This window comes from Thiocapsa marina 5811 (assembly GCF_000223985.1).
Taxonomy (GTDB): Bacteria; Pseudomonadota; Gammaproteobacteria; order Chromatiales; family Chromatiaceae; genus Thiocapsa; species Thiocapsa marina.
In genome coordinates this window covers 231,325-257,345 of sequence record NZ_AFWV01000011.1, presented here as the reverse complement: position 1 = coordinate 257,345, position 26,021 = coordinate 231,325, and the positions used below count along the sequence as shown (strand labels likewise).

Here is a 26,021-nt window from a genome sequence, read left to right as displayed (position 1 = left end):
CAGGTGGCCGGAACGCGCAAGCGCGTCCCGTCCGGGAGCACCAGGACGAGCTTGAGTTCACCTTGAAGGGTGACGGCGCTGAAGACTTCGAGTGACTGGCCGTCAAAGGGATGGCGGGTCCGCCGGACAGTTACCCGCTCGGGGTAGCCGTCGACGTGGTGGTGGTGGGTATTGTGTCGTGGAGTCCTTCGACACGATTCCCCATGCCAAGCTGATGGCTGTGGTGGCTGAACGCATTGTCGATGGTCCCGTGTTGGGACTCATCCGGCAATGGCTGAAAGCCCCGGTCATTGAGGAAGACGAGCAAGGCAAGCGCCGTCCCGTGGGCGGAAAAGGGAATCGACGGGGAACCCCGCAGGGCGGCGTCGCCTCACCCCTGTTGGCAAACCTGTATCTGCATCTCCTGGACCGGATCTGGGTGCGGCACGACTTGGAGCGTCGACTCGGCGCACGGCTGGTGCGCTATGCCGACGATGCGGTGATCCTCTGTCGCCACGGCACCGAGAAGCCCATGGCCGTCTTTACGGCGGTCCTCGAGAAGTTGGACCTCACGCTCAACGTGCAGAAAACCCATGTGGTCGATGCGCGCGCCGACGGGTTCGACTTTTTGGGGTTTCGGATTGCCTGGCGAACGAGCCGTCGCAGCGGCACGGGTTACCCGCACGTGGAGCCATCGAAACGGGCCGAGCAACGCATCAAGGACCGGGTCACGGAACTGACCGCGCGTCGCCGAACCCCGGTGGCGCTCAGGGACATGATCGGCGAGGTCAACCACGCCCTCAGGGGCTGGTCAGGCTACTTCCACTACCGCAACTGCTCAACGGTTCTTGGTCGGGTAAAAACGCATGCCGAGGAGCGGATGCGTACGCAACTGCGTCGCCGCCACAAGCTCCGGAGCCGGGCGCAAGGATATCTGCGCTTTCCCAATGCGCATGTCTACGACCACCTCGGATTGTTCAAGGTCCCAACCACCGCAGGCTGGACATCGGCGCATGCCTCGGCGTGAAGCACATCGGAAAGCCGTGTACGGGAGAACCGTATGCACGGATTGATGAGGGAGGGCTGGTATCCTGTGTCTATGACTCGGCTACTGAGGCACCGCCAAACGAAAGGGGCGGCAACAGATAGGCCGGGTCTACGGGCGCAGGATGCCTGCTCTCTACTCTACCCGTGGCCGACCCCCCGGACATCCCGGGATAGACGACTTGCAGTCGTCATCTTCCGCCGCTTCGATTGGCCTCGTTCATGAGATCCGCCACTCGGACCTTCAGAGACCTATGACATCCGCTCCGCGGGGTCGGGCATCTCCGGAGGCGGTTCGGGCATCGGGCTGCCGTTCGGGGCGACCGCGCCTTCATCCTGCCGGCGAGGGGTCTCCCGCGGCATCGATGCGATCGTCCGCGCGTTCAGTCTGTGCCTGCACCGCCGTCAACCAGACCTCACCGTCGGCATCATCGAGCAGCGCTTCACCGAGCTGCTCGAGTGTCTCCGGCGCCCGAATCAGCGCCAACAGCGCCGCGGCGCGCTCGGCGACGGCGTCTCCGAAGCGCCGCCGAGCTTGGCGCTGCAGCAATGCACGTTCGGATTCCATCCCCCGTTCCATCCCCCGTTCCATCCCCCGTTCCATCCCTCGCTCCATCCCTCGCTCCATCCCTCGCTCCATCCCCTTGCGCATGCCGATTCGCTCGGCCGTGGTCACGTATCGCATTTGCTCCGCCTCTTCGATGGCTTGAATGGCCCGATGGTAGTCGTCCTCCAGCGGCTCGGGCAACGTCATCACCCAATCGATGAAGGCATACAGACTCAGCACCTCGTCGCGGCTCAGGCCGAAACGGTACAGCCGCCGGGTCAGCGCGATCTTACGATCCAGCCGCGCGCTCGGGTCGCGTTTGGTCGCGACGGCGGCCACCTGCGCCAGGACGACCAGCGCGAAGGGATTGGCACTCGCCTCCAGCTCGGCCGGGCGGGTCTTGAAATCCAGCAGCTTCACGACCGGAAACACCAGCACCGCCTCGCAGCCCCAGAGGGCATGACGATAGCGCTCCGGGCGCCAGTCGCGCCGCTCGTCGGCCAGGATCACCAAGGTCGCGACAGGACGATCGTAGCGGTCCATCAGACGCGAGTGATAGGTGTAGAGCCGCCGCGCAAACCCCGGATCCGGCTCGCCCTGCACCTCGGTGTGGATCAAGACCCAGGTCTCCTCGCCGCCCGGGCGCCAGACCTTGACCAGCTTATCGACATACCGGCGCCCGACCACGGCGCGGCGCGTGACCTTCTGCAGCTCCTTGTCGAGAAACTCGAAGCCACGCGACCAGTCGATGTCGGCCGCGATCCTTGGGAAGAAGAATTCCAGAAACGGACGCTGCCAGCGATCGAGGAGGTCCTTCCAGGGGGAATCATAATCGTCGCGATCGGCAACGGGCTTGCGCATGGGCCTCTCCTTAGCGTGTTCGTGTCGTCGCGAATCTTATCCGATCGCACACGATAAAGTCTCCGCGTCATCAGCCCACCGCCAAGCGGCATGATCGTCAAGCGAGATCGTCCCCGGAGCGCGGAGCGAGAAGACGTCGACGCCAGCCCTGAATCGCAACCTGCTCCCCAAAAACGATACCCCCATCGGTGTACCATGCCCCCGACTCGCAAGGAGCGTACGCCCATGTCCACGACCTCGGATCGACCGGATTTCCGCCCTGACCTGCAAGGATTGCGCGCCATCGCCATCCTCCTCGTTGTTTTCGCGCACGCGAACGTGCCCTACGCCCAAGGCGGCTTCATCGGCGTCGATGTCTTCTTTGTCCTGTCCGGCTACTTGATCAGCGGACTCCTGATCCGCGAGCTGCGCCAAACCGGCCGCATCCGCTTTCTGCGCTTTTACGCCAGGCGGCTGAAACGCCTTCTGCCCGCCCTCGCGGCGATGCTCGTCGTCGGCAGGGCCGCCGCGCTCTGGCTCCTGTCGGATCTCGAAGCGCGTGCGCAACTGGCTTCCGCACCCTTTGCCGCCGCATGGACTAGCAACCTCTAATTCGCCTTCCTCGGAGTGGACTATTTCAACGAGCTGGCCGCGCGAGATCTCTTCCTGCACACATGGTCTCTGGGCGTCGAGGAGCAGTTCTACCTCATCTGGCCTCCGATCCTGCTCGGGATCTTCCTGATCGCTCGCGGCGATACGCATACCGCGCGTCGACACAGCATCTGGTGGTGGGGCCTGGGATTGCTCCTCGTCGCCAGCCTCGTCCTCGCGCTGTTCTGGACATCCACCGCACCCGACTACGCCTTCTACCTGATGCCGTCGCGCATCTGGCAGTTCGCGCTCGGCGCCGTCGTCTTCCTGGCCCTGTCCGAGACATCACCATTCAACGCGCCACGCGTCGCGGACCATCCACGCATCCGGTCACTCCTGTCCTCCGGAATCATCGCCTGGCCGGCGCTCGGATGCGGACTGGCCATGATTGCGGGGAGCGCCCTGTTTCTGCATCCGCAGCTCGGCTATCCGGGGTTCTGGGCGCTCATCCCCTCATTGGGAACCGCCCTCGTCATCGCCGCCGGACACGATCTGGCCGGAGGGCAGGCCGGGCCGCTCGCCCATCCCGCGCTCGTCTGGTTGGGCGATCGCTCCTACTCCTGGTATCTGTGGCATTGGCCGGTGCTGATGCTCGGCTTCTCCCTCGGCTTCGAAGGTCAGCCCATCACGACTCTGGGTCTGGTGCTGCTGTCCCTTCTGGCCGCGATCCTCAGCTACCGCTTGGTCGAGTACCCCTTCTGGAAAGGCCGTTTCAGCCACGCGGAACCGCGAAGGATTCTGCTCATCAGCCTCTTGATCATGGCCGCCCTGATCGCCGTGCTCTTCCATCTCTGGCGAGGACTTGCGCCGAAGGCCGACGATATGCCGGGTGCGAACATGGCCGAATGGCAGACGGATCTTCCGGTGATCTACCGGATGCCCTGCGATGCCTGGTACCACCACGCCGATGTGGAGCCCTGCATCTTCGGACCGGACGACGCGCCCCGCACCCTTGTTCTGGTTGGGGACAGCATCCTGGCACAATGGTTTTCGATGGTTCCGGCCCTGTTTCCGGAGCCCACTTGGCGCATCGTCGTCTTGACGAAATCCGCCTGCGCGATGGTTGATGAAGACTATTTCTACCCGAGGATCGGACAGGTCTACACTGTCTGCAGCGAGTGGCGCGACGCGGTTCTGGCAGAAATCGAGCGCATCCGACCGGATGTGGTGATCACGGGCAGCGCAGCCACCTACGACTTCACCGAAGCCCAGTGGATTGAAGGCAGCGCCCGCGTGTTCTCTCGGCTGAGCAAGGCCGCCGACACCGTCATCCTCATCCCCGGAACACCGAGCCTGCCCTTCGATGGCCCCGGCTGTGTGGCGCGAAACCTGTCGCCGGACGGACAGATCGGCCGCGATGCCTGCGGGGCGACGGAGCGCCAAGAGCATGTTGCGCGGGTTACGCGGGATCTCGGGCGGAGTGCGGAACGATTCGGCAATGTCCATCTTCTGGACCTGAACGATCTCGTCTGCCCCGAAGGGATCTGCAACGCCGTGGCCGAGGATGGTTTGCTGGTGTTTCGTGACAGTCAGCATCTGACGGATCGCTTTGTGCGTGGGAGGATTCCGATGATTCGAGAGGCACTGGGTGCTGGCGTTCGGGCGGGGCGAACTCTTGATGACGTGTCACAATGATGATGTGGGGATTGATGTAGGGTGCGGTGCGGTGAGAACCGCACCGATGTACCTCTCGGTCCAACGGGAAGTGCTAGACTGCTTTGAGAGCGAGATCGCAGCGACGGGCGGGAACCTCCGGTCTCCGACGAAAATGGGGCAGGGCAGGCATCTGCCCGGGCGACTCGATGTCAAAATGCCAAACAGCGCATTGCAGCGATGACACCATCCAACGACATGCCGGATCTGCCCGTCACCGTCTATACCCCTGAAAGCCGGCTAAAAGATCCGGCGGGCATGATCCGAGACATGTTCCGTGACCTCGCCGCCGGGCGGGAGCTTGCGTGGCGCTTGGCGGTGCGCGACATCAGCGCGCAATATCGCCAGGCCTTTCTCGGCATCCTCTGGGCCTTTATCCTGCCGCTCGCCAATACCGCTACCTGGATTTTCCTCAGCAGCAGCGGGGTGGTGAGCGTTGGCGAGACCGACTTGCCCTACCCGGTCTACGTCTTCACCGGCACCATGATCTGGGCCATCTTCATGGACGCGCTCAACGCGCCCTTGCAGCAAACCACCGCGGCCAAGGGCATGCTGGCGAAGCTCAACTTCCCGCGCGAGGCCCTGGTCGTCTCGGGGATCTATCAGACCCTGTTCAACGCCGCGATCAAGGTCGTGCTGCTGATCGGCGCCCTGATGCTGCTGGGGATCATGCCCGGCTGGGGTCTCTTCCTGTTTCCGCTCGGCATCCTCTCGCTGATCCTGGTCGGCACCGCCATTGGACTGCTGCTCACCCCGATCGGCCTGCTCTATACCGACATCGGCCGAGGTCTCCCGCTGGTGATGCAGTTCCTGATGTACATCACCCCTGTCGTCTTCCCGATGCCGAAGGAGGGTTGGGCGGCGACTCTCTTCAACCTCAACCCGCTCTCGCCGCTGATTCTCACCACCCGCGACTGGCTGACCGGGCTGACTCCCGAGCACCTGGGTTATTTCCTGCTGGTCAATCTACTGACTTGTGCGTTGCTGCTCGCCGTCTGGATTGTCTTCCGCCTGGCGATGCCGATCCTGATCGAGCGCATGAGTGCGTGACGCCGCGGCTCATATGACTCCGCATAACGACCGCGGCGCACCCGAGCGCCCCCCGGCGCGCGATATCGGTGACAATCCGCAGCCTGCGCATGTCCGGACGGTCCCGAGCCTCCTTCAAGGCTTCGCTCGTTTCAACAGCAGCCGACGCCGTACCGAGGCTCCGGTTCCGGAGCCAGCTCGCCGGTCGGCCGCTGAATCCGCGGAACACATGGGAGTTCCGTGCCCATGAGCCACGACCAGAACTTCAAGAATCTCATCCTGGACTACCCCCGCGAGGCCATCCAGTTCGCTGCCGCCGCGGAGTCAGCGGCCATCGATCAAGGAGCGCGAATCCTGCCGATTCGCCAAGAGCAACTGAAGGAGCGCCTCGGCGAGCGCTTTCGCGAGCTCGATACGCCGCTGTTGGTGGAATGGCCCGATGGGCGCCGCGAGACCCTGCTCTTCGTCCTGGAAGAAGACACCAACCCCAGCCGTTTCTCGATCCACCGGCTGGCCCATTACTGCCTGGATCTCGCGGAGCTGATGGGCACCGAGCGAATCGTCCCCGTGGTGATCTTTCTGCAACCCGGCGCCTATCCTCCCGAACTGCGGCTCGGTGGCGATGTCCAGGCCTACCTGGAGTTTCGCTATCTCGCCTGGCCCCTGTTCCGACTGCATGCCCGCGACTATTTCGACAGCCCCAATGTGGTCGCGCGACTGAATCTACCGAACATGGCCTATGCGCCGGATGAGAAAGTCGACGTCTACGCCCAAGCGGTACGTGGTCTGATCACCCTGGAGCCTGATCCGGAGCGGCGGCTCAAGTATCTGGATTTCATCGACATCTATGCCGAGCTTGACGACAATGAGCGGCAACTCTACGAGCAGCGCTACGCGCCGGAGGCGGACATCATGAGCGGATTTGCAGAACGGTTCATCGAGCAAGGCGTGCAACAGGGCATCCAGCAAGGCATCCAGCAAGGGGTCAAGCAAGGCGTCCAGCAAGGCGTCCAGCAAGGCGAGGCGCGCATTTTGCTGCGGCAGCTCACCGCACGTTTCGGCGCGATCCCGCCCGAGACCCGCCGGAAAGTCGAGACCGCGGACGCAGACACACTGTTGCAATGGTCAGAGCGGATCCTCAGCGCCGAGACTTTGGACGAGGTGCTGCATTGAGGCGAGTAGCGTTTTTCCACCTTCGGTGAGCTAGTGGCGCCACGTGTCTATCCTCAACTGCAGACTAACGATCCGCCGGAACCACGCGGCATCGCTGGGCCGACGTCTTCACAATCCTGGCTCATGGCTCGGTTCAAGCAACTGAGCCTGGAGGAGATGCTAACCATGCGCGGAGAATCCGAGCGAACCAGCGCATGTGCATGTCCGGCAAGCCGCTATCGAGGCGAAGTTTTGGCTCGCGCCGGATGTCCAACTGGCGAGCAATGACGGATTCGATGCGCCAAGCTTACGTCGCATCGAGCGCCTGGTAAGGCAGCACCGTGAATACTTTGTGAGAGCCTGGAATGAATATTTCTCCTAAACGCGCCTGGACAGATGCAGACAACCTTTGGGTCGAGCTAGCGGACGGCCGAACGCTCGGCGTTCCGTTGGTGTGGTTCCCGCGTCTGCGTGCCGCAACCTCGCAGCAGCGCGCGGTTTGCGAGTTCAGTGCGCGCGGAATTCACTGGGATGCGCTGGACGAAGACATCTCCATCGAGGGCTTGCTGGCGGGCCAAGGCGACCTGACGCGTCATCGCCGCGAGGTTGCCTAGGTGCGCGTAGACGAACATGATCCCCTACGGCCGACAAGCACCCGAAGCCACCATCCCATTTTCCCAACGCCGCCCGCCCGATGATCGCCACCGAGCCCCCTACGCAGATTGGCCACCCGGCGCGTGCAACCTGCCGGCTCGAAGCCGCATCGGCGGCTTCACCACAACGTGCCACCCAAGTCACCGCACCCGTCCACCCGACACGTCCCACCATCCCCTCAACGACCAGCCTTGATGCAGGGCGTGACCACTGAATACCGAGAACCACGGCGGGACCGACAACCCCTATCAGCCAATGATAATTCCGGATGCCTCCACAAACCTTCGCCAAACGAGCCAACAGAATGGACCCCAGTCCCGTCGTTCGCCCCGAAAAAGTGCAGAACTGTGATCCAGGCTAACCTTAAGCGCCAGCTACCGATGTAAGATTGACTCAACCCAAAGCACCATAGGAGGTTGCCAAAATCCGATTGTCTATCTTCGAGGCAACCCACTGAGACTCGCCAGAGACATCAACATGCTGAATGCCGTCGGCCACGCGCAGATCAACTCGGCAACGCCCGCCGTCGCACGCGGTATCGAGTTCGGTCCAGCGCAAGCTCAGGAGATCGAGCGCCTCGGTCGATCCGTCGTCCGTGCGGAGACGGCCGCGCTGGAAACCCTCGGCGACCGCATCGACTGCAGCTTTGTCGACGCCTGTCGCTGCCTGCTTCACTGCCGAGGACCGGAGGAACGGAGGACATCTTCCAAACTGCGCGAGACACGAGGCAGAGGGTGGAGGGCGCCGCACCAAGCGTTAAGAATCCGCCGTCTTGCCAAAGAGGTTACCAAACCAACGTGCTGGACTTCCGAAGGGCGTGCTCAAGAGTCGAGTATCGGATGCGTCGACAGTCTCGCCATACACATTCCCGTCGAGGGATGAGTATTCGATGAATCGAATGGCCGCAAAACCCAGATGAGTGACAGCCTCCGAAAACGGATTCTTGTTACCGGCGGCGCCGGCTATATCGGCAGCCACGCCTGCAAGGCCCTGGCGCAGAATGGCTACACCCCCGTTGCCTACGACAGCCTCGTCAACGGCCACCGCGAAGCCGTGCGTTGGGGGCCGCTCGAAGTGGGTGACATCGCGGACCGCACGCGCCTCGATGCGGTCATCGCGCACTACCGCCCCGAGGCCGTGATCCACTTCGCCGCCTACGCGTATGTTGGCGAATCGGTACAAGAACCGGCCAAGTACTACCGCAACAACGTCGCCGGCACCCTGGCCCTGCTCGAGGCGCTGCTGCACCACGGCATCGGTCGCATCGTCTTCTCCAGCACCTGCGCTACCTATGGTATCCCGGAACGGACCCCGATCGACGAGGACCACCCACAGCAGCCGATTAACCCCTACGGCGCCTCCAAGGCGATGATCGAACGCATGCTGCAGGACTTCGACACCGCCTACGGGCTGCGCTCAGTTTCCCTGCGCTACTTCAACGCCGCCGGCGCCGATCCGGATGGCGACATCGGCGAGGATCACGACCCGGAAACCCACCTGATCCCCCTCGCGCTGCAGGCCGCCCTCGGCCAGCGCGAGGCATTGCAGATCTTCGGCACCGACTACCCGACAGCCGACGGCAGTTGCATCCGCGATTACATCCACGTGGCCGACCTCGCCCAGGCCCACGTCATGGCGCTCAGCTACCTCGCCGATGGCGGCGCCACCACGGCCATCAACCTCGGCAGCGGCCACGGGCATTCCGTGCTCGAAGTGATCGAGACCGCGCGCAAGGTCACTGGCCGAGACATCCCAATACAGCTCCGCGCCCGCCGCCCCGGTGACCCGCCCATACTCACCGCCGCCGCGGACAAGGCGCACCGCCTGCTCGATTGGCAACCGCGGTACACCGATCTCGCCGAGACCCTCCGCCACGCCTGGCACTGGCACCGCCAACACGCCGCGGTCGGGTGGGCAAAGCGAGGCGTGCCCACCAAGACATGACCACTCACCGCCAACTCCCCATCACCGTCTACTCGCCCGGCTCCGCGATGCGCCAACCGTCGCAACTGCTTGCGGACCTATTTCGGGATGTCTGTCGTGGCCGCGGCCTGGCCTGGCGGCTCGCGGTGCGCGACATCAGTGCCCAGTACCGCCAGGCCGCGCTCGGCCTGCTCTGGGCATTGATCCTGCCGCTCGCCAACACCGCCGTATGGCTGTTCCTGAACGGTTCCGGCATCGTGCAGATCAGCGAAACCCCGCTGCCCTATGCGGTGTACGTGTTCACCGGCACCATGCTCTGGGCCATCTTCATGGACGCCATGAACGCCCCGCTGCAGCAGGCCACCGCCGCCAAGGCGATGCTTGCCAAGATCAACTTCCCGCGCGAGGCGCTGGTGATGTCCGGCATCCTGCAGACGCTGTTCAACGGCGGCATCAAAATCGCATTGCTGCTCGTCGTGCTGCTCTTCTTCGGCATCTACCCGAGCTGGCCCCTGCTGCTGTTCCCCATCGGCGTCGCCTCGCTGATCCTTGCCGGCACCGCCTTCGGCCTATTGCTCACCCCTGTCGGCTTGCTCTACACCGACATCGGCAAGGGCCTGCCGCTGGTGCTGCAATTCCTGATGTACCTCACCCCGGTCGTTTTCCCGATGCCCACAAGCGGCTGGGCGCTGACACTCTTCAGCTGGAATCCGCTCACCCCGCTGATCCTCACCGCCCGCGACTGGCTCACCGGCCTCCCCGGCGATCTCCTCGGCCCCTTCCTGCTGGTGAACGCAATCCTGCTGGTCTTGCTGCTGTTCATGGGTATCGTGTTTCGTCTCGCCATGCCCATGCTGATTGAACGCATGGGGAGCTGACGCCTGACCGTTATGCCAAAGCGCGCTCATAACAACGACGATGTCCTCGTTCGCGTCGAAGGTGTCGGCAAAAAATTCTGCCGAGACCTGAAGAAATCCCTCTGGTACGGCGTGAAGGACATCGCCGCCGAGCTGCTGCCGGGCGAGCGCGAAATAGAACGCCATGCCACCCTGCGCCGCGGCGAATTTTGGGCGGTGGACGACGTCTCCTTCGAGCTGCGACGCGGAGAATGCCTGGGCCTGATCGGCCGCAACGGTGCTGGCAAGACCACCCTGCTGAAAATGCTCAACGGGTTGATCAAGCCGGACAAGGGACGGATCGAGATGCGGGGGCGGGTTGGGGCGTTAATTGCGCTGGGGGCCGGGTTCAATCCGATTCTGACAGGCCGGGAAAATATCTACGTCAATGGTTCAGTACTCGGACTAACTAAACGAGAGATCGACGGGAAGCTCGAGCAGATAGTCGAGTTCTCCGGGATTCCGGAATTTATAGACGCACCAGTACAGAGCTATAGTTCAGGCATGACTGTCCGGCTCGGCTTTGCGGTTGCCTCTACCCTAAGTCCAGATGTTTTGATTTTAGACGAGATTCTCTCTGTCGGGGATTCCGCTTTCCAACTCAAGTGCCTCAATCGTCTAGGAGAGTTGATGCTGACTGGAACAGCCTCAATTATGGTAACTCACCAGCTACATAATATAGAGCGACATTCCAATTCCGCCGTCGTACTGGTCGACGGCTGCGTGGCTTTTTCCGGTCTCACCCATGCAGCTATCGACTTTTATCATAGGCAAACCGGCCCTGATGGCTTTCCCGGTGAGTTTGTCTATCCTAGCAACAGTCTTTTTCGGATCAAGCACGTTGTGAAGCAGCATCCTCCACGCGCTGGAGGTTCAAGCTCCCTCACCGTTGCATATGATGCGGAGAGACCTGTCGGTCGCTGTCATATAAGTTACGTTTTTAAAGTTAGCGGCGTCGAGATCTTTCGGTCAACTACAAAAACACTCGGCGACTCTCCCTTTAATCTCGATCGAAACGGGACGTTTGACATTGTCTTTCCGGCCGGACTGAAGGCTCTGCCTTCGTCTTCAATAAGCTTCTCGCTGTGGGACGAAGACTTCTCCCAGGTTTTCGTCTGGGTAAAAGATATGCCGCTTTCCACTCAAAATAATGACCGCTCGCCGCGTATCGTCGTGAGATCCGGGTACCAGAATGGCGCTTAGGCTGAAGGGCGGAAGCATCTTTCTCCATGTTCCTAAGACGGGGGGCAACTGGGTAAGGCATGTCTTACGAAAAATGAATCTTGTACATTCCGAAGTGGGCGAAAAGCATTCTGATTTCGGAAGGACACTATTAGCTCTGGCCGGGCGCAGCACACCATCCTTGATGAGATATGTTTTGCAGATGCCCAAGCGCGTGACGTTGCCGCCAGATTCGACGTACATGTTCGCATTTGTGCGCCATCCCCTAGATTGGTATGAATCCTGGTTTAAGTATCAGTCGCAAGACACGCGGCGTTGGACGAAGTTTGGAGATGAAGGCCGATTTTCTGCTTGGCATCCTAATTCCGTTCTCAATGAGTTAGGAAGTTCCGATTTTAACGTGTTTGTCGAAAACGTCCTATCTCGTCGTCCAGGCTACGTTTCGGAGTTGTATTTCTCTTTTTGCTCCCCCGAGATCCGATTTGTCGGACGTCATGAAAGCCTACGGAAGGATTTGTGCGAGGCTTTAAAAACAGGTAACGAGAAATACGATGAGGACCTCATTATGAATGAATCGGCTGTTGGGGTGAGCGCGCCGCTGTCGTCACCCCTAGTATGGGATCCGCGCGTGCGTCAGCGCGCTGTTCGACTCGAGTATGCTGCTCTCGTGCGTTACGGTTATGGTAAAACTCCGGCTTAGCATATGCCGACTTCTCCATGCCGATTGGGGCTTTGAATCACTCGATGTGAATGAGTCCGTTCTGCCTTTGCGAAGCGCAGAAAGGCAATTTCTCCCAGCGTTAGATATTTGCTAATGACAACAAGGATTGAGGCTGTCCTTCGAGAATCGCTTCGGCAATTGATTCCCCCGATCGTGTGGTCTGTGTTGCGGGGGGTATCACTCTTGTTGAAGCGGGAAGCTCGAGAGAGATTTTATGAGAAGCGTGCGCTTCGATACTTGCAGGAACTTCCTCCTGCAACGCCCTGTGCTATCACGTTGCGGGGGCGAACGATTGTCGGCATAGATGGGGGCGCGCTTTCGAATCTCTTTAGGGAGCAATTTTACCAAGAGTTTTTGCGGTTTAACACGGCCGCCAATGATCCGTTGATCTTGGATTGCGGCGCAAACGTAGGGATGGTGACTCTGTATATGAAGTCAATTTTCCCAGACGCACGCGTCATCGCCTTTGAGCCCGATAGGGATAGTTACGCTGCGCTCGAGAATAATTGCCGGGGCTTGGATGGGGTTCGGACGATCAACAGCGCAGTGTGGGTCAAAAACGAAGAGCTGCTTTTCGCTCCTGCAGGCGCCGTTGGGGGGTATCTTGCGCGCCTGGCTGGAGCGTGTAACGATGGCAAGGTTATAGTCAAGGCGGAGAGACTTCGGGACTACCTAACAGAGCGTGTTGAAATGCTTAAGCTCGATATTGAAGGCTCAGAGATAGACGTTCTGCAGGATTGCTCCGATAGGTTAGACTTAGTGGAGAGAATGTTCGTCGAGTTCCATTCTTTCGCAGGTATGCCTCAACGATTTAGTACCCTTTTGAACGTGATAGAGGGGGCCGGATTTCGTGTTCATGTTCATGGCTCAATGGAAGAGCCGCAGCCATTCTTGGAGGTTGCTGTTTGCAACCGGAAAGACCTTCGGGTAAATCTATTTTGCTATCGTGTTTCCGACAGGGTGCGGGAGGTTATGGCGACGTCGCTATGAATCAGAAATTCTCAAAGGCAGCGCAAGCTCCGCCGGATCTGGAGCGGCTAGTAAGCGCAGCTAATGGAATGTTGCCCATGTCTGTGTACCGAGAGATCTATAAGGTAGCAACCGGTGTTGCTGGAGGAAGGTTCGTTGAGGTAGGTACTGCACACGGAGCAGCCACGATTGCGATTGCGCTGGGTGCAGGTGTGCAGGAACGGATTTTTTCAGTGTGGTCGGTAGACCAACTTGGCGGCCGTTTTTCATCGCGGCGCGCCTTCGGTTCTCCGGAAGACAATGCTCGAATTATTGAGGGAAATCTTGGGCGAGCAAATGTTCTTGATTCGGTTCGGGTATTTGTTGGTTCCTCGGAGGAGTTTGTAACCAGCGAAGCATGCCCGAAGGAGATCGATTTTCTTTTGTTGGACGCCGATGGGCGAATAGACCGTGACTTGGGTTATTTTTACCCTAGAATGTCGCCGGGCTCCCCGATCGTGATTGATGATGTCGATGAGCAGGTTTATCTAAGCCGGGATCATGATGGAGTTCCATATATAGATCTTAAGCACAGGGTTTCCAATCTTCTTTTGAAGGCTTATGAGAGTAGGGGTTTTCTTCGGGTTAGATACCGACTCGAAAACACGGCGTTTTGTGAGCGCGGGGAAGCTATTTTTGATTCGGAGACATTTGCCGAAATTGCTATTGGCTGCTATCGGCAACTTGTGTTCTCGTCGGTTCGCGAACCTATTTGGGATGAACTGACCCGCTGGAAAGAGGATGTGAGAGACGTACGTCTAGCGATGCGTGTGTGGGAAACGGTTCCTCCTTCGGTCTGGGCTGGATTAAGGCGAGTGCGGCGGTCTGTCGTTTCGCTGCTGGGCAGGAGCGGAAACTGAATGGTTCCTGTTGTAGCACAGCTTGCGATTTGGTGGCGTTTGGATAGGTCGTGGCTATTAGTGCGCTGGTAGTCGCGACGATGCCTATTTCGGTTTCGATGTCCCTCGGACCGCGACTATCATGCCGAGGCTTGCGAAGCTTTCGGGTTGTGGCGCGCGAACGCGAGGGAGATCAAGATTTGCACGGGGAGGGTCGGCTCTGAAAGTTCGATCGCAAGGCGCGGTCGTATACGTCCTGACATCGGACGGTCAGGACAGTTACGCGGATTTGAACCTCGTCTCGCTATGGTCGCTGCTGGAGAGCAACCCGGGACGTAGCGTTGTGGTGCTCATCGACTCGGTTTCTAACGAACGGCTTAGAAAGAGTGCCCATCCGATCCTTTCAAGTGAAGCCGAGATCCGGGTGATACCCTGCCAGGAGGCTCCGGGTGGCTGGAGAAACCGCTTCGCAAAGACGCAGATCCGCAAACATGTCGTCGGGCCATTACTTTATCTTGACGGGGACACGCTCGTTCGGGGTGATTTGGCGGACGTTTTTCGCGTGGATGCCATGGTGGCGGGCGTCCCGAACCACAACGGCCTGGGAACGGGCTCGGAGATTCCCGCGGGCGAGAGGGATATCCTGGCGAGGAACGGATGGGCGCTTGACCTGCCAGTGTATGCGAATGGCGGTGTGCTGTTCATGACCGATTGTCCGGAGACGCACGCGTTTTGCGCCCTGTGGCACAAGCGCTGGCTGGAGTCCGCGCAAAGCACCGGCCAGCACTATGATCAACCGGCTCTCAACCAGGCATTGCATGAAAGCGGTGTCTCTTTTGCTTGGCTTGATCACCGGTACAATGCCCAGGTCCATGCTCGGCCGAGAACAGTGCAAGACGCGGCCATCTGGCATATCTACAGATCGGATCGACATCCGACTCCACACAACCTTCTGGACGACTTGATCGAACTTCAGCGTTCGGGTTCGCGGGATGTGCGGGATCGGGTCGCCCAGTGCTGCGCAGCGCCACATCCGTGGGCAACAGGGAACCCGATCGATAGATACGCGATCCGCCGGATGATGAGTAGCGATTGCATCCTGCACGGGAACCGGTGGGAGCGGTTATGGCTTGCCCGTGACTTCAGGCGACTCGCGTACCAAATTCCGCTCCGCCTGCGCGTTTCGCTCGCAGAGTTGTTGACGGCCGCAGCCCAGCGCACGGGTCGATCGCGCCATGAATAGCACGCGTTCAGCCTACTGCACCATCATAACCCCAGATTTCCTGCATTACGCGCTGGCGCTGCGACATTCGCTGACGCAGTTTAGGCCGGAGATCGTGCTTACTGCACTGATAGCCGATGAATACGCCGATGTTGCTTCACTCGATGGTGCGTTCGACGGGCTCCGGTTGCTCTCCGTTCAGGATCTCTGTGCGGATGGAATTGGAAAGCGGATTCTCGAAAAGTATGGCCGCGCAAATGTTGATTGCTTTCGCTGGTCGATGAAGCCGGTACTGCTCAATCACTTATTGTCGTCCGGGTTCGAACAAGCGTTTTTCCTGGATCCGGATCTCTTCTTCTTCTCGGACTTTACGTTCCTTGAGCACGAATTGGGAGAGCGTGCAGTTCTGCTGACGCCCCACTGGAGAGCTTCGCAACCAGAATTGGATGAAAATAATTTCGCGATCCTGCAAACCAGTGGGCTGTTCAATGCGGGTTTCGTCGGGGTCGCCGCGGCTGGGCGGTCGGCGATGACCTGGTGGGCAAAGTTATGTCTTTACCGCTGCGAGAAGCAACCGAGCGAAGGTTTGTTCGTCGACCAAGCGTACCTCGATATGATGCCGGTCTACTTTAACGATGTGGCAATCGAGCGCCATCGTGGCTGCAACGTAGCGAACTGGAATCGTCTGGAATGCGCGCGGGTGAGTCGCCCGGACGGTACGGTGGGGATCGCGGGCGGCTGGGACATCGTTTTTATCCATTTCACCCAAAGCACCATCAAGGGCATAGAGTCGGGCGAGGACGCGCTGCTGCGGCCTTTCTTGGCGGGATATTTGTCTGCGCTGGGCTACTGGAAACACGAGGTCGAGTCACATGCGTATGGTCTGGCGCTTCGCGATGGGACCCTCGGACGGCTGACCCAGTCAGCGGACGCTGGATCGGGCAAAGCCAAGCTCCATACTCCACCATTGAGCGTTTGCACACTTGACATTTTTCAGGTTCGCTCCGCTATTGAACGAGCTCTGCGACAGGTCCTGCCGAACCTGCACGGCTCTGTGCTCGATGTGGGCTGCGGCGACAAACCATATAAAGACATACTCGTGTCGCCATCAAGCCGAGTGACTCGTTATATCGGGCTTGATTTGGACGATAGCCCTATTCACAACAATCAGCCAGAGATCACCTGGCGAGACGGAAAGATCCCTCTCGATCCGGCCTCGGTCGACTGTGCGATCTGTACCGAGGTCCTCGAGCATTGCCCGGACCCAGATGCGGTGCTGCATGAAGTCCACCGTGTGCTGAAACCCGGTGGCCTGCTGTTCTTTACGGTGCCATTCCTCTGGCCGCTTCACGAGGTACCCTATGACCATTACCGCTACACGCCCTATGCGCTCGAGCGACACCTCGCGAACAGCGGTTTCGAACAGATCGAAATTCATGCGATGGGCGGCTGGGATGCCAGCCTGGCGCAGATGCTAGGTCTCTGGGTGCGCCGACGGGCAATGGGCCGGCTGCAACGGGCTATACTTTCAGTCGTCATCTATCCGGTTTATCGGTGGCTGGTGCACTTGGACAACCCTGCTTCGATCAGCTTCAAGGAAAGCCAGATGCTAACCGGGTTATGGGGAACGGCGGTAAAGCAGGAAGGCCGGAAGGCGAATCCTGCCCAAACCAATCAAGCAGCTCCAGCAGGCTTACATTGCGCCGACACCTGAAACCGGCGAGCGCCAAGCTCAGAAGGGAGCGAATCTTCCCGCTTCTACATCCGCTTGCGCCGCGTTTCGAGTGCCCGCTCTGCGGCTATCGGGGGCCCTTCCGCACGGTGACCCCGCCAACGGGCCGTCGCAAGCATGCCCAGTGCCCATGCTGCGGCGCGTTCGAGCGGCATCGGTTGCAATGCTGGTGTCTTCACCAGCTCTTCGACCTCCATGATTTCAGCCGGATGCGCCTGCTGCACTTCGCGCCCGAGACCCACTTGCGCAAGCTTCTGGAACCGCGCGTCGCGCGCTATGAGACTGCCGATCTGTACGCAGACGACGTCGATTACTGCGTCGATCTCCAGGCGCTGCCGTTTCCGGATGCCGGCTACGACTTCGTCTACGCCTCGCATGTGCTGGAGCATGTGCCGGACGACGGCCGCGCACTGGCGGAGATTCGTCGTATTCTCGCGCCAGGAGGAATGGCCATTCTACCGGTCCCGATCGTCGCCGACCGGACGGTGGAGTATCCGGCGCCGAATCCGTATGAATCCGATCACGTGCGCGCGCCCGGCTATGACTATTTCGAGCGCTATCGGATGCATTTTGCCCGCGTCGATTGTATCGATTCGTCAAAGGCGCCGGAGCGCTACCAGACCTACGTCTACGAGGACCGCACTGGCTGGCCCAATGAGCAGTCGCCGCTGCGCCCGGCCATGAGTGGCGAGCGGCATCGGGATATCGTGCCCCTTTGTTATGTTCACGAGGAGGGTGGTCGATGAAGGGTGCACGGACGCGCGGTGCGGACGCGCCTTTGCGGCTTGTTGTTGTCGTGCCGTTCAAGGATCGTGTCTCGGAGACTTTCATTCGTGCGCATGTGGAGCGGCTGCCGTTTCAGGTGGTCGCCCGTTATGGCATTCAGACCGACCTAGTAGATGCGGAAGGCCGCAAGATCTGGTGGTGGGGCTGGTGGTTCCGGGAAGCGGCCCGTCGGCTGGCACCCAAGATGAATTCGGCCGGCTCGGCGTTCTTCCTTGCCTGGCATCTTAAGTCGATCAAGGCGGATGCGGTGCTGGCGGAGTATGGCACAACCGGAGACTGGCTGGCCTCGGCTTGCGTGAAAGCGGGAGTTCCGCTGTTCGTGCATTTCCATGGATACGATGCCTGGAAGACGGATCTTCTCGAAATCCATCGGACTTCCTATCGGCGAATGTTCGAAACTGCCGCCGGTGTGGTCGCCGTGTCCGAGCCGATGCGCGAGCAGTTGCTGCGTCTAGGGGCCAAGCCCGAACGCCTCCACCTGAGCCTGTACGGGGTCGACCCCGAGTGTTTCGATGGGGCGCTGCCTGGCCAGCAGCCCCCACGGTTCGTTGCCGTCGGTCGCTTCGTCGAGAAGAAGGCGCCCTATTTGACCTTGCTCGCCTTCAGTCAGGTCATCCCGTTCGTGTCCGATGCCACGCTCACCATGGTGGGTGACGGACCGTTGCTCGGACCTTGCAAGCGGCTGGCGGCTGCGCTTGGGCTTGTGCAATCCGTAACCTTTGCCGGTGCTCAAACGTCCGATGAGGTCGGCCGCCTGATGCGCGATGCCCGCGCCTTCGTCCAGCACTCGCTGAAGGCGGAGGATGGCGATTGCGAGGGTACCCCGGTTGGGATAATCGAGGCCCAGATGAGCGGCCTTCCGGTCGTGAGTACTCGTCACGCGGGTATTCCGCATGTCGTGGTCGAAGGTGGGACCGGCTTCCTCGTGGAAGAGGGCGATGCCCAAGGCATGGCAGCGGCCATGCGGCGGTTGGCGGAGTCGCCTGCGCTCGCAGGCACGCTCGGCAAGGCAGCGCGCGACCGCGCGTTGGCCAATTTCACGCTCGATCGGCACCTGGCCGATCTTACGAGGATGATCGAGGCTGAGTTGCCCATCTCGGTTGTCCATCCGTCTGTAGGCGTTTAGCCCAATGAATCCTCTGGTCTCTGTCATCATTCCAACCGCCAATCGTCCGCAGTATTTGCCGCGCGCCGTGGAAAGTGCTTTGGCCGGCATGGCTCCGGGCGAGGTCGAGGTCATTGTGGTGCCGAACGGGCCGGATCAGTCCTGGCGGAATGCGTTGGCCCTATTTCAGGATCATCATGCGGTACGCGTGATTCCAGTCGAAGAAGCGAATGCCAATGTAGCGCGAAATACGGGTTTGGCTGCTGCCCAAGGCGATTTTGTGAGGTTCCTCGATGATGATGACTACCTGATCCCCGAGGGAGCGGTTAAACAATATGAGCTCATGCGGACTTCTGGGGCGGATCTGGTGTCTGGTACAGTGAATCTTGTCGATGCAGCGGGCAACGTCTTTGATGTATGGAGGCAGCCTGATGTCGATGATCTATGCGTGGCTGTACTCGGGCCTTGGCGGCGATGTTTGCCGACAGCTCATGTCTATAGACATTCGGCGATAAGCGGGGCGGTTTGGAATCCTGAGACAGAAGTAAGGCAAGATCTTGAGTGGTTGTTCGATATTTGCTCATCGAGAGATTTGAAATGGGCTCGAACGGATACCCTTGTCGGCGTCTGGCGACATCATTGGGGTGATCGCATTTCTTCGTCGAAGAAATTCAATGATATTCGGAAATTAACGATTCCTATGTTGTTAAAGGCATGTTCTCGCTTAGATCACCGAGGACAGCTTTGTTACGAGCGGAAAGCGGCAATCGCTAAAGGCATGTGGTCTTGCGTGCATGCTGCTTTCTTCTTGGAGCCTTCCTACTGGTCCGGTGTGGCGAGGAAGACTATGATTATTGCCCCAATGGTTAGGCCGGAAGTTGCGTTTTATCATTTTCCGGTCACGCGCGGGATAGATCCATTGGTCTTACAATGGGTTATGTTGCCGAAACGATGGTTGTTTTGGCGTTATAGGCAGTTCTCGAGAAAACTGAAAATTAAGCACTACTGGTGACTTGGTGAAAAAGAAAATCGCTATTATTAGCTGGCCCGATGCCTCGATCAATGGCGCGGGCATGGTTGCGAATGATATTTTTCACTTGATAAATTCCTCTAGTCATGGGTTTGAAGCTCATTTCTGGAGAGGCGCTTCAAAACGACATTCGCAAGATGCTTATGTTTTCGATCTTTACGGGGGGGCGATCTCTAAATTCGGTTATAAGGTGGCTAGGTATTTATCTAGGAAAGCTGGCTTAGCGGACTTCATCCCGGTCGATCTGCCGATGCATCTGCTAAGAAAACCGTGCGACTACGATCTTTATCATTTTCATGCCTTGTCTTCTGGGTTTTCTCCTGTATCTCTGCTTTGGATTGCAAGGCGCAAGCCTTCCGTTTGGACCTTCCATGACTGTGCCCCTTTTACAGGGGGGTGCGTTTATCCGTCGGTAAGTGATTGTGATGCTTTTACCCGCAGGTGCGGTAATTGCCCGCAGCTTCATGAATGGCCCTTCTTTTCCAAGCTCGATTTTACGGGTTTCATGCAGGACTATAAGAAGAAAATAGGCAAAGAGGAAAATCTTCGGGCAATCGTCCCGTCGCGGTGGATGGCTGGAGAGGTGATGAAATCCGGTATGCTGAGTAGTGAGCCGATTATTATTCCGAACTGTGTGGATTTGACTCGGTTTCGGCCGCTTGATAAGGCGATGGCCAGACAAAAACTGGGCTTACCTCATGATTCGTTCATTGTAATTACGGGCGCGGCATCACTCCGTAACAAAAGAAAAGGTTTCAAATACGCCATTGATGCCCTGCTGAGTCTGCCAAAAAAGCCGTATGTCTTGGCTTTAGGGAGAGATCCAGGAGGTATTTTCGATTCATCGCTATCGATCAAGTTTACCGGTTATATTCATGATAAGTGGGAGATGGCTCTTTATTATTCATCTGCGGATATTTTTTTATTTCCTACTCTTGCTGATAACCTGCCTCTTGTTGCTATCGAGACTATGGCTTGCGGCACTCCGGTCGTTGGCTTCAGAACGGGAGGTCTTCCTGAGATCGTTGACCATGACCTCAACGGCTGGCTGGTGACGCCAAAAGATGTTCAGGGATTGGCAGAGGGCATCAGGATCGCCATGTCGGATTTTGCTCGTTTGAGATCTTGGGCTGATCATGGATTGAGGAAGGTCGGGGACTGTTATAACCCCGACCTTTTTCTTGAAAGACATCTCGAAGTTTATGATGCGCTTTTAAAGCGATGCAAGAAGGAGCATGAATGAAACGGGTGATTACCTTCGGCACCTTCGATGTCTTTCACATCGGCCACCTGCGTATCCTAGAGCGAGCTCGCGCCTTGGGGAGGTATCTTCTGGTCGGCGTTTCAACGGACCAGATGAATTTCGACAAGAAGAGACATTTTCCGGTTTACACCCAGAACGAGCGCATGGAGATTATTAGCTCGATTCGCTACGTGGATGAGGTTTTTCTGGAAGAATCCCTGGACCTCAAGCGTCATTACCTGCTGAAACATCACGCCGATGTTTTAGTGATGGGTGACGATTGGTCGGGAAAGTTCGATGAGTTCTCCGACATTTGTGAAGTGCGTTATCTGACACGTACGCCGTCGATTTCGACGACCGCTATTATAGAGAAGATCAAGACGCCGTGAGAGCGCCAACCTTTGGAAATGCTGTTCTGGAGACGCTGATTGCGTTCCGTCAGGTGTTAACGGCACTCCTGGGCTGGGTGGTCGGTTATCCGCTGACGCGACTGGTGCCTCGCGATCCGCATCTGATTTTGGTCATCGCCCGTCCGGGGTTCTCGGACAACAGCAAGTACTTCTATCTCTATGCCACTGAGCAACTTGCGGGACTCGGCCGGGTCGTGCTCCTGACCAGAGATTTTTCGATTTGGTGCCGGGTGGTCGAGGCCGGCGGGGAGGCTGTGGCGCATCCATCCTGGAAGTCGCTCTATTTGCTGCTGCGTTGCGGGGCGGTGGCGACGGATGTTTCCTCCTGGTTCGACTACGGCGCTTATCCGCTTACCTCTGGCGCCATACGGATTCAGATGTGGCACGGGGCACCGCTAAAGCACATCGAGTTGGCACTTTTTGAGCGGCGCTTGACGCAATTGCCAGCTTGGATGGGTCCGCTGCTTCGGATTCAGAAGGCCGTGATCGGACGCTTTCCGCGTTATGATCTGGTGGTCGCGACTTCGTCCGGATTTATTCGTGACGCGTTTGCGCGCTCTTTCAGGGCCAGGGAGTTCGACGCAACCGGCTATCCGCGCAATGACATCCTATATGGCTGGCCTCCGGCTGGAAGCTTGGCCCGTCGCTTGGCGGGGATCAATCTGGATCATAAGACCCTGCGACAGGTGACCGAAGCGCGACAGTCTGGTTCGACGGTCTGTCTTTACGTGCCGACGTTTCGCAAGGATATGAGCTGTTCTGTTGCGGAGGCGTTGGATCTCGGGCGTCTATCCTCTTTTGCTGGCAGGCATCGGTTGTTGATGGTTCTAAAGCTTCACCCCTTTTTGCATGGGATGCACTCTCTGCTGAAGTATCCGCATCTGATCGAGTACGAAGCGCAAGCGGATGTCTATCCTTTGATGCCGCTGACCGATATTCTGATCACAGATTACTCGTCGATTTTTTTCGATTTTCTGTTGCTGGATCGGCCTATCGTTTTTTTTAAGCATGATCTGGAAGAGTATCTCGAGCATGATCGGGCCATGTATTTCGACTTCGAAACCATGACGCCGGGCGTCAAATGTCGGACTCAGGATGAGTTGGAGCAGGCCCTGTTGTCGATCCTATCCAACCAGGGAGATGACAATGAGGCCGAGATACGTGAGCGAATCCGTACCTATACGCATGACTGGTGCGATGGACAATCGGCGCAAAGGCTGATTGCTGCTTGTAGTCGAAGCCGGTCTGGCGCCGATGGCGGTTGATAGCGCCGAGCCACCTACGGCAAGCGCTCGGCGGTTCCGATTCTACACACCGTACCTACAGGGCTTCACTGGTCCCCAGGAGCTGACTAAAGCCGGCGGGCCTGGCAGCCCGGTTGTCCTTGCCTGGTCATTCGTACCGGTTCCGCTGGCAGTGTTTCACCCTCTGCCCCACTCCGGATACGGATCCTCGTTATAGCGCCCGTTGACGAGTTCGGCTCGGTTGAGCGTCAGTTCCTCTCGGCCGTTGACCAGTCGCTCGATGATCTCGACGCCCTGCATCATCGCGTGATCCTGGTTGCTGACCTCGTATTTCCAGGCACCAAACCGCCCGCGGGAGTAAATGTGTCGAGTCTCTAACGCGGGCAGGACCTGTTCGAGGATCGAATCGCGATCGACGGATGGGGTGGGATACCCGTGCTCCAGTCGTCGATACCAGCGGCTGAGGATGTCGGCGGGGTTGGCGATCAATCGAGTGGCGAGCAGACCCTGAACGACGTCATCGAGAACGCGAGAGGCATCGACTGCTTTGCATGGGCTTTCGGAGACTTCCGCCATCAGCGACCAGGTGACGCCGGGGTCAGGCGTGTTCTCGGGGCTATAGTTGCTGAAGACAGTGACCCGATAGAAGGGGCAGTTGTCCTCGGGAAAATACATCCAGCATTTGGTGCGCAGCGATTCTGGTGGTTGGCCGCGCAGACCGATGCCGATGACGTGGACACTGGAGTATTTGAGCCTCGCGGTTTGTGCGACGAGCTCGGGGTCTCCGATGAGCAGGGCCAGGCGATCGAGCGGTAGGGTGCTGATTAATTGGTCATAGCCGAAGCGGTTACCGCTTGCGGTCGTCAGGATGTGCTGAGACGTATCCAGCGCTGCGACGGCATCGCCGAAGCGCAGATGAGCGTCGGGGATTCGTCCGGCTAAACTCGTCCAGATGGCACCGGTGCCACCCCGTTTCGGGAAGCGGAAACGATTGTTTGGTCCCCAACTGAGGTTGTCTTCGCCCAGGCAGAGACTTTTGAGCACAGTCCGCAGATCCGGCAGGGCAACGCGCTCACCGATCCAGGTGGCGTTCATCATGTCCGGAGGATAGGCCCAGACCTTAAAATTATAAGGGCGCAGGAAGACGTCGGCGATGCCTTGGCCGAAGGTGGCGAGCATCCATTCGTCGAAATCGCGCGCCGTTGCGGGGATAGGCTGCGCGGCGGGTTCGTGGCCGGCGATACTCAGAAGTCCCTCGACGCACTGCCAGCGCTCTTCCGGCGGGAGGCGGTGCAGGTTGTATTGCAGTGGGTAGGGAACGAAGCGATCGCGAATCCAAACCCAGCTCTCGCGCTGATGTTCGATCCAGCCCTCGTGGCCGAGCGCCAGGTCCATGTAGCGGTCGAAGGCGCGGTAGTGCGAAAACTGGACGTGCCCGCCTAAATCCCAGGTGAAGCCCTGCTCGTCGAGGAAGGAGGCCGCGAGACCGCCGGCGCCGGCTTGGGCCTCGATCAGCAAGAAATCGGATTCGCCGAGCTCAAGCAAACGCAGTGCGGCACCGAGCCCGGTCGGACCGGCGCCGAGGATGAGAAAGCGGTGGTGGGATGTTGTCATCGACGGGGCCGGATTTATAGCGATGTGCTATCGTAGCACGGGTGATGGCGATCTTCTGAAACCAGTCTGTTGAAGAGATGCGTCTGATGCGGAAGGCATTCGGAAGACATCGGATTTTCGGCGAATGCCCAGGGTCGATGAGAGTGTGAGAAAGAAAGAACGGTCTCGTCATTGTAAGTCTTCGACCTAGGGTGGGTCAGTCTGATTCAATGGCGCTTCAGTCCCATGCGGTGCGTGCTTAATGGTGGCATGCGTCGCGAGAGGTTTCTGATGGGTCGCTTTCAATCGCTTATTTACGGACAGACACCGCGATCGGCTGAAGCGCCGTCCGCCAATCCTCGAATTCATGGCATGTGAAGAGATGGGAGATGTCCGGCATGCGCATCGCCGTGCTCTGGAAGCGCCGCTATATGGGGCACGACGTGATCAGGGACCGCTATGCGCGGCTCTACGAGCTGCCTCGCGGCTTGGCGGAGTCCGGCCATGCGGTCTTGGCGCTCTGTCTCAACTATCATCCCGGAGAGCCCGAACGCCGCGTTGATCAGGTCGATTCGCCTGGCTCGTTGGTCTGGGTGGGCTTTCAGGCCGGCCCTTGGTTGGTCGGGGGCTTGCCGGGGTATTGGCGGTCGCTGATCGCCGAGCTGCAAGCCTTTCAGCCGGATGTGCTGCTCGGAGGCTCCGATGCCCCGCATGTCATCCTCACGCGGAATGCCGCCAAGCGGCTGGGCGTCCCCTATGTCTTGGACCTCTACGATAATTATGAGGCCTTCGGGTTGGCTCGAATCCCAGGTATGAAGTCGTTGTATCGGCGCGCATTGCGCGGTGCGAGTGGGATCGGGGCAGTGAGTGAACTCTTGGCGGAATATGTGCAGACGCTGGCGCCGGGCGTTCCGGCGATCACACTTGAGAGTACCATCGATCCGGCGCGCTTCTATCCGCGTGACCCTTTGGCTGCTCGCGAACGTTTCGGTCTGCCGCCGATGGTGCGGTTGGTCGGGGTGTCGGGGAGTCTGAGCCGTAACCGGGGCATCGATCACGTGTATGCCTCGTTTCTGCGCTTGAGTGCCGAAGATCCGTCGCTCCATCTTGCCCTTGCAGGGGATATCGACCCGCGCCATCCGCCGCCCCGGCATCCACGTATTCACTGGCTGGGTCGGATCGCCCATGATGCGATGCCTGATTTCTTCAGCGCGCTCGATTTGGCGGTCGTGCCGATGATCGATACCGCGTTCGGACGCTATGCCTTTCCGCAGAAGGCTTTTGAGATTCTCGCATGCGGTACGCCGCTGTTGACGACCCGCCTCGGTGCGCTGGAGCGCACATTGGCCGCCTATCCCGAGTGCCTGTATGCGCCTGGAGACGACGAGGATCTCGACCGACGGCTGCGAGGTCAGTTGTCCGAGCCGACGGTACTGCGCGTGTCGATCCCGAGTTGGCGTGATCAGGCGGGGCGACTGGAGCAGCTTTTGGCGGATGCGGTACTCCATACCGGTCTTGCTGCGTGCCAAAACTGAAAC

24 protein-coding genes and 1 pseudogene are annotated in these 26,021 nt (G+C 59.1%); 22 read left to right on the top strand and 3 right to left on the bottom strand.

Annotated features, from left to right (window positions below; all coding sequences use genetic code 11):
• Positions 1-178 precede the first annotated feature (178 nt).
• Positions 179-1,006, top strand: a complete 828-nt coding sequence (locus THIMADRAFT_RS17270) for a reverse transcriptase domain-containing protein (protein WP_007194371.1) — start codon at positions 179-181, stop codon at positions 1,004-1,006.
• Between the two features lie 348 nt (positions 1,007-1,354).
• Here THIMADRAFT_RS17270 and THIMADRAFT_RS17265 read toward each other — a convergent pair whose 3' ends face one another.
• On the bottom strand, positions 1,355-2,431 hold the full coding sequence (locus THIMADRAFT_RS17265; protein WP_007194370.1) for an RpnC/YadD family protein: 1,077 nt from the start codon (positions 2,429-2,431) through the stop codon (positions 1,355-1,357).
• Positions 2,432-2,521: 90 nt separating this feature from the next.
• Between THIMADRAFT_RS17265 and THIMADRAFT_RS28275 the strand changes: the two are divergent.
• The 6 genes and pseudogenes from THIMADRAFT_RS28275 to THIMADRAFT_RS17245 all read left to right on the top strand — a co-directional run.
• A pseudogene (locus THIMADRAFT_RS28275) lies at positions 2,522-3,727 on the top strand (acyltransferase family protein); the annotation flags it as partial.
• A gap of 93 nt (positions 3,728-3,820) precedes the next feature.
• On the top strand, positions 3,821-4,696 hold the full coding sequence (locus THIMADRAFT_RS28270; protein WP_324603147.1) for an SGNH hydrolase domain-containing protein: 876 nt from the start codon (positions 3,821-3,823) through the stop codon (positions 4,694-4,696).
• A 198-nt stretch (positions 4,697-4,894) separates the two neighbouring features.
• Positions 4,895-5,764 carry an ABC transporter permease gene (locus THIMADRAFT_RS17255; RefSeq protein WP_007194366.1) on the top strand — a complete coding sequence of 290 codons (870 nt, stop codon included), beginning with the start codon at positions 4,895-4,897 and terminating at the stop codon, positions 5,762-5,764.
• A 225-nt stretch (positions 5,765-5,989) separates the two neighbouring features.
• A complete protein-coding gene (locus tag THIMADRAFT_RS17250) occupies positions 5,990-6,916 on the top strand; it encodes a DUF4351 domain-containing protein (protein ID WP_007194365.1) in 927 nt (308 codons plus the stop codon).
• A 196-nt stretch (positions 6,917-7,112) separates the two neighbouring features.
• Positions 7,113-7,277 (top strand): DUF4160 domain-containing protein, encoded by a 165-nt coding sequence (locus tag THIMADRAFT_RS25860; protein WP_083829313.1) that lies wholly within the window; start codon positions 7,113-7,115, stop codon positions 7,275-7,277.
• A complete protein-coding gene (locus THIMADRAFT_RS17245; RefSeq protein WP_007194364.1) occupies positions 7,261-7,509 on the top strand; it encodes a DUF2442 domain-containing protein in 249 nt (82 codons plus the stop codon). The genes THIMADRAFT_RS25860 and THIMADRAFT_RS17245 overlap by 17 nt, the downstream gene beginning before the upstream one ends.
• A gap of 433 nt (positions 7,510-7,942) precedes the next feature.
• Here THIMADRAFT_RS17245 and THIMADRAFT_RS17240 read toward each other — a convergent pair whose 3' ends face one another.
• Positions 7,943-8,224: a hypothetical protein gene (locus THIMADRAFT_RS17240; RefSeq protein ID WP_040731987.1), complete on the bottom strand. Its 282-nt coding sequence runs from the start codon at positions 8,222-8,224 to the stop codon at positions 7,943-7,945.
• A 240-nt stretch (positions 8,225-8,464) separates the two neighbouring features.
• Between THIMADRAFT_RS17240 and galE the strand changes: the two genes are divergently transcribed.
• From galE to THIMADRAFT_RS17185, 14 genes are all read left to right on the top strand, one after another.
• Entirely contained in the window at positions 8,465-9,493 is a 1,029-nt protein-coding gene (gene galE, locus THIMADRAFT_RS17235) for a UDP-glucose 4-epimerase GalE (RefSeq protein ID WP_007194363.1), read from the top strand.
• Positions 9,490-10,350 carry an ABC transporter permease gene (locus tag THIMADRAFT_RS17230; RefSeq protein WP_007194362.1) on the top strand — a complete coding sequence of 287 codons (861 nt, stop codon included), beginning with the start codon at positions 9,490-9,492 and terminating at the stop codon, positions 10,348-10,350. The genes galE and THIMADRAFT_RS17230 overlap by 4 nt, the downstream gene beginning before the upstream one ends.
• Positions 10,351-10,362: 12 nt before the next feature.
• Positions 10,363-11,571 (top strand): ABC transporter ATP-binding protein, encoded by a 1,209-nt coding sequence (locus THIMADRAFT_RS24920; RefSeq protein WP_007194361.1) that lies wholly within the window; start codon positions 10,363-10,365, stop codon positions 11,569-11,571.
• A 73-nt stretch (positions 11,572-11,644) separates the two neighbouring features.
• Positions 11,645-12,250 carry a hypothetical protein gene (locus tag THIMADRAFT_RS26755; RefSeq protein ID WP_139052875.1) on the top strand — a complete coding sequence of 202 codons (606 nt, stop codon included), beginning with the start codon at positions 11,645-11,647 and terminating at the stop codon, positions 12,248-12,250.
• Between the two features lie 114 nt (positions 12,251-12,364).
• Entirely contained in the window at positions 12,365-13,261 is an 897-nt protein-coding gene (locus THIMADRAFT_RS28265) for an FkbM family methyltransferase (RefSeq protein WP_007194359.1), read from the top strand.
• Positions 13,258-14,139, top strand: coding sequence for a class I SAM-dependent methyltransferase (locus tag THIMADRAFT_RS26750; RefSeq protein WP_007194358.1), 882 nt, complete (start codon positions 13,258-13,260; stop codon positions 14,137-14,139). Before THIMADRAFT_RS28265 ends, THIMADRAFT_RS26750 begins: the two co-directional genes overlap by 4 nt.
• Before the next feature lie 268 nt (positions 14,140-14,407).
• A complete protein-coding gene (locus THIMADRAFT_RS17215; RefSeq protein ID WP_040731981.1) occupies positions 14,408-15,361 on the top strand; it encodes a glycosyltransferase family protein in 954 nt (317 codons plus the stop codon).
• Positions 15,354-17,054, top strand: a complete 1,701-nt coding sequence (locus THIMADRAFT_RS27505; RefSeq protein WP_007194356.1) for a class I SAM-dependent methyltransferase — start codon at positions 15,354-15,356, stop codon at positions 17,052-17,054. The genes THIMADRAFT_RS17215 and THIMADRAFT_RS27505 overlap by 8 nt, the downstream gene beginning before the upstream one ends.
• Before the next feature lie 227 nt (positions 17,055-17,281).
• Positions 17,282-17,818, top strand: a complete 537-nt coding sequence (locus THIMADRAFT_RS28615; protein WP_233490281.1) for a class I SAM-dependent methyltransferase — start codon at positions 17,282-17,284, stop codon at positions 17,816-17,818.
• Positions 17,819-17,868: 50 nt separating this feature from the next.
• Positions 17,869-18,984 (top strand): glycosyltransferase, encoded by a 1,116-nt coding sequence (locus THIMADRAFT_RS17200; RefSeq protein WP_199484252.1) that lies wholly within the window; start codon positions 17,869-17,871, stop codon positions 18,982-18,984.
• Between the two features lie 4 nt (positions 18,985-18,988).
• Complete coding sequence (locus tag THIMADRAFT_RS25855; RefSeq protein ID WP_007194353.1) at positions 18,989-19,975, top strand: glycosyltransferase family 2 protein; 987 nt, start codon at positions 18,989-18,991, stop codon at positions 19,973-19,975.
• Between the two features lie 4 nt (positions 19,976-19,979).
• Positions 19,980-21,236 carry a glycosyltransferase gene (locus THIMADRAFT_RS25850; protein WP_139052873.1) on the top strand — a complete coding sequence of 419 codons (1,257 nt, stop codon included), beginning with the start codon at positions 19,980-19,982 and terminating at the stop codon, positions 21,234-21,236.
• Entirely contained in the window at positions 21,233-21,625 is a 393-nt protein-coding gene (locus THIMADRAFT_RS17190; protein WP_007194351.1) for an adenylyltransferase/cytidyltransferase family protein, read from the top strand. Before THIMADRAFT_RS25850 ends, THIMADRAFT_RS17190 begins: the two co-directional genes overlap by 4 nt.
• A complete protein-coding gene (locus THIMADRAFT_RS17185) occupies positions 21,622-22,911 on the top strand; it encodes a CDP-glycerol--poly(glycerophosphate) glycerophosphotransferase (RefSeq protein WP_007194350.1) in 1,290 nt (429 codons plus the stop codon). Before THIMADRAFT_RS17190 ends, THIMADRAFT_RS17185 begins: the two co-directional genes overlap by 4 nt.
• A 156-nt stretch (positions 22,912-23,067) precedes the next feature.
• On the opposite strand, the gene THIMADRAFT_RS17180 is transcribed toward THIMADRAFT_RS17185, so the two are convergent.
• Positions 23,068-24,504 (bottom strand): protoporphyrinogen/coproporphyrinogen oxidase, encoded by a 1,437-nt coding sequence (locus THIMADRAFT_RS17180; protein WP_007194349.1) that lies wholly within the window; start codon positions 24,502-24,504, stop codon positions 23,068-23,070.
• A gap of 368 nt (positions 24,505-24,872) precedes the next feature.
• On the opposite strand from THIMADRAFT_RS17180, the gene THIMADRAFT_RS17175 reads away from it, so the two are divergent.
• Entirely contained in the window at positions 24,873-26,018 is a 1,146-nt protein-coding gene (locus THIMADRAFT_RS17175; protein WP_233490280.1) for a glycosyltransferase family 4 protein, read from the top strand.
• Positions 26,019-26,021 lie beyond the last annotated feature (3 nt).

Excerpts from the sequence above, each read along its gene's own strand:
- THIMADRAFT_RS24920 (WP_007194361.1), top strand. The coding sequence starts at position 10,363 with ATGCCAAAGCGCGCTCATAACAACGACGATGTCCTCGTTCGCGTCGAA.
- galE (WP_007194363.1), top strand. The coding sequence starts at position 8,465 with ATGAGTGACAGCCTCCGAAAACGGATTCTTGTTACCGGCGGCGCCGGC.
- THIMADRAFT_RS26755 (WP_139052875.1), top strand. The coding sequence starts at position 11,645 with ATGAATCTTGTACATTCCGAAGTGGGCGAAAAGCATTCTGATTTCGGA.
- THIMADRAFT_RS17245 (WP_007194364.1), top strand. The coding sequence starts at position 7,261 with ATGAATATTTCTCCTAAACGCGCCTGGACAGATGCAGACAACCTTTGG.
- THIMADRAFT_RS28615 (WP_233490281.1), top strand. The coding sequence starts at position 17,282 with ATGCGCCTGCTGCACTTCGCGCCCGAGACCCACTTGCGCAAGCTTCTG.
- THIMADRAFT_RS17190 (WP_007194351.1), top strand. The coding sequence starts at position 21,233 with ATGAAACGGGTGATTACCTTCGGCACCTTCGATGTCTTTCACATCGGC.
- THIMADRAFT_RS25855 (WP_007194353.1), top strand. The coding sequence starts at position 18,989 with ATGAATCCTCTGGTCTCTGTCATCATTCCAACCGCCAATCGTCCGCAG.
- THIMADRAFT_RS17175 (WP_233490280.1), top strand. The coding sequence starts at position 24,873 with ATGTCCGGCATGCGCATCGCCGTGCTCTGGAAGCGCCGCTATATGGGG.
- THIMADRAFT_RS17250 (WP_007194365.1), top strand. The coding sequence starts at position 5,990 with ATGAGCCACGACCAGAACTTCAAGAATCTCATCCTGGACTACCCCCGC.
- THIMADRAFT_RS17255 (WP_007194366.1), top strand. The coding sequence starts at position 4,895 with ATGACACCATCCAACGACATGCCGGATCTGCCCGTCACCGTCTATACC.
- THIMADRAFT_RS17265 (WP_007194370.1), bottom strand. The coding sequence starts at position 2,431 with ATGCGCAAGCCCGTTGCCGATCGCGACGATTATGATTCCCCCTGGAAG.
- THIMADRAFT_RS26750 (WP_007194358.1), top strand. The coding sequence starts at position 13,258 with ATGAATCAGAAATTCTCAAAGGCAGCGCAAGCTCCGCCGGATCTGGAG.
- THIMADRAFT_RS17180 (WP_007194349.1), bottom strand. The coding sequence starts at position 24,504 with ATGACAACATCCCACCACCGCTTTCTCATCCTCGGCGCCGGTCCGACC.
- THIMADRAFT_RS17230 (WP_007194362.1), top strand. The coding sequence starts at position 9,490 with ATGACCACTCACCGCCAACTCCCCATCACCGTCTACTCGCCCGGCTCC.
- THIMADRAFT_RS27505 (WP_007194356.1), top strand. The coding sequence starts at position 15,354 with ATGAATAGCACGCGTTCAGCCTACTGCACCATCATAACCCCAGATTTC.
- THIMADRAFT_RS28270 (WP_324603147.1), top strand. The coding sequence starts at position 3,821 with ATGGCCGCCCTGATCGCCGTGCTCTTCCATCTCTGGCGAGGACTTGCG.
- THIMADRAFT_RS28265 (WP_007194359.1), top strand. The coding sequence starts at position 12,365 with ATGACAACAAGGATTGAGGCTGTCCTTCGAGAATCGCTTCGGCAATTG.